The 5631-nt window shown below is 36.0% G+C and carries 7 protein-coding genes; 4 read left to right on the top strand and 3 right to left on the bottom strand.

The window, feature by feature from the left end:
- Window positions 1-628: 628 nt before the first annotated feature.
- From DW917_RS17385 to DW917_RS16065, 4 genes are all read left to right on the top strand, one after another.
- Complete coding sequence (locus tag DW917_RS17385; RefSeq protein ID WP_158570222.1) at window positions 629-799, top strand: hypothetical protein; 171 nt, start codon at window positions 629-631, stop codon at window positions 797-799.
- 33 nt (window positions 800-832) lie between these two features.
- Window positions 833-1453: a CatA-like O-acetyltransferase, family 2 gene (locus DW917_RS16075; protein ID WP_117728752.1), complete on the top strand. Its 621-nt coding sequence runs from the start codon at window positions 833-835 to the stop codon at window positions 1451-1453.
- Window positions 1454-1654: 201 nt separating this feature from the next.
- Window positions 1655-2302 carry a hypothetical protein gene (locus tag DW917_RS16070; protein WP_117664338.1) on the top strand — a complete coding sequence of 216 codons (648 nt, stop codon included), beginning with the start codon at window positions 1655-1657 and terminating at the stop codon, window positions 2300-2302.
- Window positions 2303-2384: 82 nt separating this feature from the next.
- Window positions 2385-3302, top strand: coding sequence for a hypothetical protein (locus DW917_RS16065; RefSeq protein WP_147344238.1), 918 nt, complete (start codon window positions 2385-2387; stop codon window positions 3300-3302).
- Between the two features lie 90 nt (window positions 3303-3392).
- On the opposite strand, the gene DW917_RS17895 is transcribed toward DW917_RS16065, so the two are convergent.
- The 3 genes from DW917_RS17895 to DW917_RS16050 form a co-directional block, all read right to left on the bottom strand.
- Entirely contained in the window at window positions 3393-3551 is a 159-nt protein-coding gene (locus DW917_RS17895) for a hypothetical protein (RefSeq protein WP_233524795.1), read from the bottom strand.
- 500 nt (window positions 3552-4051) lie between these two features.
- Window positions 4052-4804 carry a hypothetical protein gene (locus tag DW917_RS16055; protein WP_118120346.1) on the bottom strand — a complete coding sequence of 251 codons (753 nt, stop codon included), beginning with the start codon at window positions 4802-4804 and terminating at the stop codon, window positions 4052-4054.
- Between the two features lie 35 nt (window positions 4805-4839).
- Window positions 4840-5631: relaxase/mobilization nuclease domain-containing protein (locus tag DW917_RS16050; RefSeq protein ID WP_118120341.1), on the bottom strand; the 792-nt coding region annotated here is incomplete at its 5' end.

Genomic DNA, 5631 nt, shown 5'->3' with positions numbered 1-5631 from the left:
TAAAATAAGTTAAACTAAAATGCTGCGGAATTTAGGATTATGTATTTTGTTCGTTGGTTGCAAAAAAACAAATTCCTCCACAAACGAAATGTGTAATTGTTCTGTGGAGAGCATAGAGGATGAATTAGAATTGCTATGTTTAAAATCGAAAAATGATTCTATGACACTCTCCATGGAGATAACTTCTGACAACATGGTCAATGATTACAACTACAGATATTTGGGCTCATTACAAGTAAGCAGCAGAATGTTTGAGGTGTTACAAAAAACAGTATTGTCTGGTCAGTATAAAGATGCTCAACGAGCATTAGTTTCTATTAGGTTCTTCACAAATGGAAATTTATTCGGAGAATATACAGGATTGAACAACTTTTATTCCGTAAAGATTTCCTCTAACAATATTTGCATCTATAATGTAGAAACAAGAAGTAGCAAAAAAATCAATATGAAGGATTCGATACCACAACTATTATTCTTCCATTATAACGATAAGGATAGTTCTTCATGCGGAGACCTGTTCTACTTTCGCAAGAATTAGTTTTTTTGTGTAGTTTGGATATAATCTGCATAACAGCATTGTTATTTTCCACAACTCTGTGCAATTATCCGGTTTTGTCATTTCAAGAGTATGGCAAAAGAACATATATTCATTGCAAACATGCATCTTTCCGTGTTGGAAAATCAATTGCTTAGTTCCATTTTTGCAGATTATATTTCTATTTTGTCTAAATTACGACGGAATACAGCAGATATTCAAGGGATTTGGATGGATTATCAAAATAAAACGTTATTTTTGTAGTATAAAAACGATAAAAATATGAAGTTAAGCACTATGAGAGAAATAAATCCCAAAGAAACCACCCGTGCATATGCATTTGAGCTTTGGATGAAAGCCCCGATGCCAATGGTTACGTTTTTCAAGATTTTGGATGTCAGTCGTCTTGTTAAAATCAGCAAAAAGTCAGGTATGAAATTCAATATGCTGATGTGCTGGTGCATCGGCAAAGCGGCAAGCAGTATCAAGGAATTTTATATGCTGCCTGTCGGAGACAAATTGATGCAATATGATGCTATTGCGGTTAATACCATTGTTATGAACAAGGACAATGAGGTCAGTTCATGTGATGTGCCGTTTTCTGATGATTTGCAGCTATTCAATGAAGATTATCTGAAATTGACAATGGAAGTAGCCCGAAGCTGTGAGAACCACGATTTGACAGAAAGCATGGTAATAGGGACTTCCGCGCTGGCCCAATATGAAATTGACGGTGCGGTAGGTATGTACAGCGGTATCTTCAACAATCCGTTTATGATATGGGGCAAGTACCATAAAGGTTTCTTCAGAACGACACTAACGGTTTCATTCCAATTCCACCACACTCAAATGGACGGGGCACATGCTGCAAAGTTCCTGGATCGCCTGCAGCAGGAAATCAATAAATTACTTGTGTAGCGATGATAATCCTAACTCGCTCTAAATTGGACTTTGATTGAAAATCAAGAAGTTGGGCGTTACCACCGTCTGACGGGTATCAGCTATCCTGACCATCCAGAAAATAACGTGAAGTATTACATAACCGTGTAAATAAAAAATTGAATTTCAATGATAGTACTCCTTAGGGAATACTATCATTGAATCGTAAAATTATAAATTATGATATTTGATAAAATAATAAAAGATTTACTTAATCTTAACTTTTTTTCTGAATATAAATTTAGAAAAAGAGACTCTTCCTTCTTGTTGAAGACAAAAGGTGGTAAGCAAATTATTGAGATGGATCACTGGATTGACGAAGCAACATCATCTCTCGTAATATACCCTATCTATGGTGTAAGATTCGATATTCTATCAAAATGGTTTGAGAAATTTAGTATGAAAAATTTGCAAGACCAAAGAGACGGAGCCAGTATCGATTTTTCTGGGGATATGCTATCTATGCAAGACAAGTTTTATTTCAACTTGAATGGGGAAAAATATGCAACCGATTTTAATGAATTACAAGCAAAAGTTCAAAAGTGTGCAGAATATGTCTTTTCAGAATATTCGTCACTTGATAAACTCTATAATAAAACAATATTGCCAATTTTAAACGGAGAGGTTTCTCTACCTGATGTTGGAGCTGACTGGATCTTTATTGATTTGGCTTTGTGTAAAATCGTAAATCCTTCAAATTTTCATAAGCTAAAACAGATAATTCTTTCCCATGTGAGAAAAATGTATATGTGTAAAGAACCGAACATATTGTATTATTATGATAATTTAGAAGATATTTTACAACATTTAGAATATACTCAATTATAAGTAGTGTTTTTTAGGATGCATATTCATTAGTGTCCCGATTTTAACGGGACACTAATGACTGCACATCATAACAACAATGAATATGTGGTATAAAGAAAAATATAGAATAGTAACAGAGAATCCATATAATAAGGAAAAATTAAATGGATTAGGTTTGGTTATTTACAGTGAATGGAAAGATTCGTTTGTAAACATCATCCAGAAAAATGAAATAAAGCATTTATTCCTTAACTATTCATTGGGATGGAAATGCTCAGACTATACTTTTTTACGATATATAAAGCCGATAGAAACATTAGAAATAATAGATACTCATTCTGTTGGAATTAAAAATGTTGAGCAACAGCATGAGTTGGTAACATTGTGTTTGAATTTACCCAATGCTAATGATATTGATTATCATGCATTTTACCATCTAAAAAATGTGTTTTGTTATGGTGATAAACGAAATGATTCTTTATTTTCTTGTAATAGTATAGAAAAACTATATATTGATGATTTTAAAATTGGGGATAAACATTGTATTGGAAATTTGAAAAACCTGAAAGATTTAACAATAGCTAATTCCAATATAACATCTCTATCTTTTGCGAAGGAACTATTGCAACTTAAAAGTTTAACTATACTAAATTGCAAAAAGGTACAGTCGTTTTCGGACATTTCTTTTCTTAGAAATTTAATAAGAATAGAGATTAGAGGCGTCAAAAACCTTCACGACATCAACTTTTTAGCAAACTCAAAAAATATTGAGGTTGTTATAATAGAAACAGATAAATTGGCTTCAATCAAGTCTTTGGCTGGTTTAAAAAGGATTAAAGCTCTTGCTTTATTTGGGAAAAATTTCTTAATAGAAGATATGGATTTGACACCGATATACAATTTAGAGCAGCTTTCAATGTTGGATATCCCGAACCGAAAATGTTACCCAGTAAAAATAAATTGTTATTGGAACTGGGATGATTATGGGAAAATCCGTAAAATTTGGTTGACTGAAAAATAAATTTACCAATTTTATTGAGATGAGGAGAGTGTAAAATAAGCTGCGTCAAGCTATAAAAGTTATAGTTAGACGCGGTTTATTTATATTTTTCTATACTTTCCTTAAGGGAATATAGTTCTTCTTATCCTCTTTTTGGGGTTCATTACCGAACGAATCTATCAGAACAATATGATTGGCATCCTTCACCTTGTAGAAGGTATGCTCACCACTCGAAGGATGCACAAGCATCAGGATGTTGTAGTCAAGCACTTGGAAAGTTCCTCTTAACCTTTCCTGTTTGTTCTACTTTTCAATGTTCTGACTGTATCAACAGATAGGTACCATCAGCATTTAATGTGAGTGTTGTCTCAACATTCGGTGGTAACACACCGTTATAAGTTCCTGCTATGGAATCCAAGCTAACTCTATTTCCCAAAACTGCCGTATATTCTTCAAGCTTGATAGAATCAATACCTGAATCATTTTGTTCTGTGCCGCATAATATATAAAGATGTAACAAATGAGATAACCAAAACTGCTATAATTATCTATTTCTTCTTCATAGCCATCATAAAAATAAAAAGTGCCCGCAATGTCAAACGAGTGGCATCACGGACACGGATGAATAGTTGAGAGTTGAATGAAAGTTAGTATGCTGAAACATTGTTGATGCACAGCCAAGTTCTTGTACTATCGAACACGATACGGAGACCGTTCGTCTTTACTTTATCGAAGCGAATGATGCGCTTGTAGCCGATGGTCGTTGTCTATTATTTCTTATTAATTTTCTTTTTAATTTCATTCGCCTCTTTAAATAGGCTATTAGCAATGCTATCTTTAATTGCTGCCATCTGTATCATTTCGTTATGGTAGCGAATTGAGTCCTCGTAAGTATTTACATGAGTTCTCACATTCTCAATAACTTCTTTATTAGGACATACAGAGAAGTTCTTTTCGATGTATCGAACATTGGGGTCGTCAGATGGAAGAACCATCTTCAATGCCCGATACTTCAAGTCTGCCTCCTCCCAATCTTGGTGCTCTCGCCATTGGGTGAAATTGCCCCAAATGGATATGACAAGTGATAGAGCCATGCCAACAATGAAAAGAAGAACATACTTTGAAGTTGGCTCAAAGCGGTGGGTGACAACCTTCTTTTGAGGTGTGTAACCTATTGTGTGAAGTTTGTCCTGCATAACTTTTGATGTGGTATTCAGTTCTTGTTTCACCTGATTAATGGTATCAAACAAGAGTTTACTTCGCTGTTCATCTTTGCTTACTTCTTTCTTGGTAAGGTCGATATAGACGCATATCGCCTCTCTTAATTTTGCTAATTTGCCAATAGCTTCCTCTTCTCTTGCGGATACAGAAAGGATGGCTTTTTCAAGTTTGCTTGTGTCAACACTTGCAGGGCTGAAAACCGTTTCCGCTCCTGCGTTCTTCGGTGAAGCAGAAAGTTCATCGACTTTCTGCTCCAATCGCTCAACTGTGCCATAGATGGCTTCCAATAGTTCTTCTTTCATATTTCTTTTGTTGTTTGAATGGTTTGTAACTTGCATCAAAGGCTAAAGCCTCTTCTGCGTTTCTTCTTTTTCTTCTTGGATGATTCATCCTCTGGGAATGGCTCAAAGGTCTGAGCATTGGCTGGAGCAAAAAGTCCAATGGAAGAAATACCGTCCCAAGGGTCTTGACTGCTCTCCGACATGGATGGCTCCTGGTTGTTCTTGTGATTGCCTTGCTCGTATTGCAGAGCAGATTTGGCTCTTGCTGATACATGGTTCTCCATTCCCTCTAATCTCGCATTCAGTTTGCCAAAGCTATAGTCTCGGCTAATCTGCGTACCCTTGAAACTATATCCGTCCTTACAGAAACGGATGCCTTGAACCTTGGTTCGCTCCTTATCCTTATAGACAAACTCTAAGTAAATACCTCGTTTTGCAAGCTCACTCTTGAACTTCTGCCAGCTATCTGCGACTTTCAAAGCATCATTGACGGCATTGTGAATCTCGTATTTTGCACGTTCCGCATTGCGTAATTTGCGAGTGTTAGTCTTACTCTTGTCCGTTCCGTAGGTCAGTCCATACTTGGATTTTAGAGCCTTGGTCACCTGCTCATTACGCCTGTAATCATTCCTGTCTGATATGAGCTTGCCCTTATTATTGATGCGGTTATATACGATATGACAATGTGGATTGTCCGTGTTGTGATGCCTTACGATGATGAATTGGGTATCGATGATGCCCATCATCTGCATGTATTCAAGGCCTCTCTTAGCCATGAATTCATCCGTTAAACGTGGCTTGTCCTCTGGCTTGAAGCTCAATGCAATGTGTCCCACAGGCTTCTTAAT

It is taken from the genome of Prevotella sp. AM42-24 (assembly GCF_003461825.1).
Lineage (GTDB): Bacteria > Bacteroidota > Bacteroidia > Bacteroidales > Bacteroidaceae > Prevotella > Prevotella hominis.
Note: the sequence above shows the minus strand (reverse complement) of the source record. Positions and strands in the feature narration are given on the sequence as shown.

Coding starts and splice junctions, on each gene's coding strand:
- DW917_RS17385 (WP_158570222.1), top strand. CDS start 629: ATGGCAAAAGAACATATATTCATTGCAAACATGCATCTTTCCGTGTTG.
- DW917_RS16075 (WP_117728752.1), top strand. CDS start 833: ATGAGAGAAATAAATCCCAAAGAAACCACCCGTGCATATGCATTTGAG.
- DW917_RS16070 (WP_117664338.1), top strand. CDS start 1,655: ATGATATTTGATAAAATAATAAAAGATTTACTTAATCTTAACTTTTTT.
- DW917_RS16065 (WP_147344238.1), top strand. CDS start 2,385: ATGTGGTATAAAGAAAAATATAGAATAGTAACAGAGAATCCATATAAT.
- DW917_RS16055 (WP_118120346.1), bottom strand. CDS start 4,804: ATGAAAGAAGAACTATTGGAAGCCATCTATGGCACAGTTGAGCGATTG.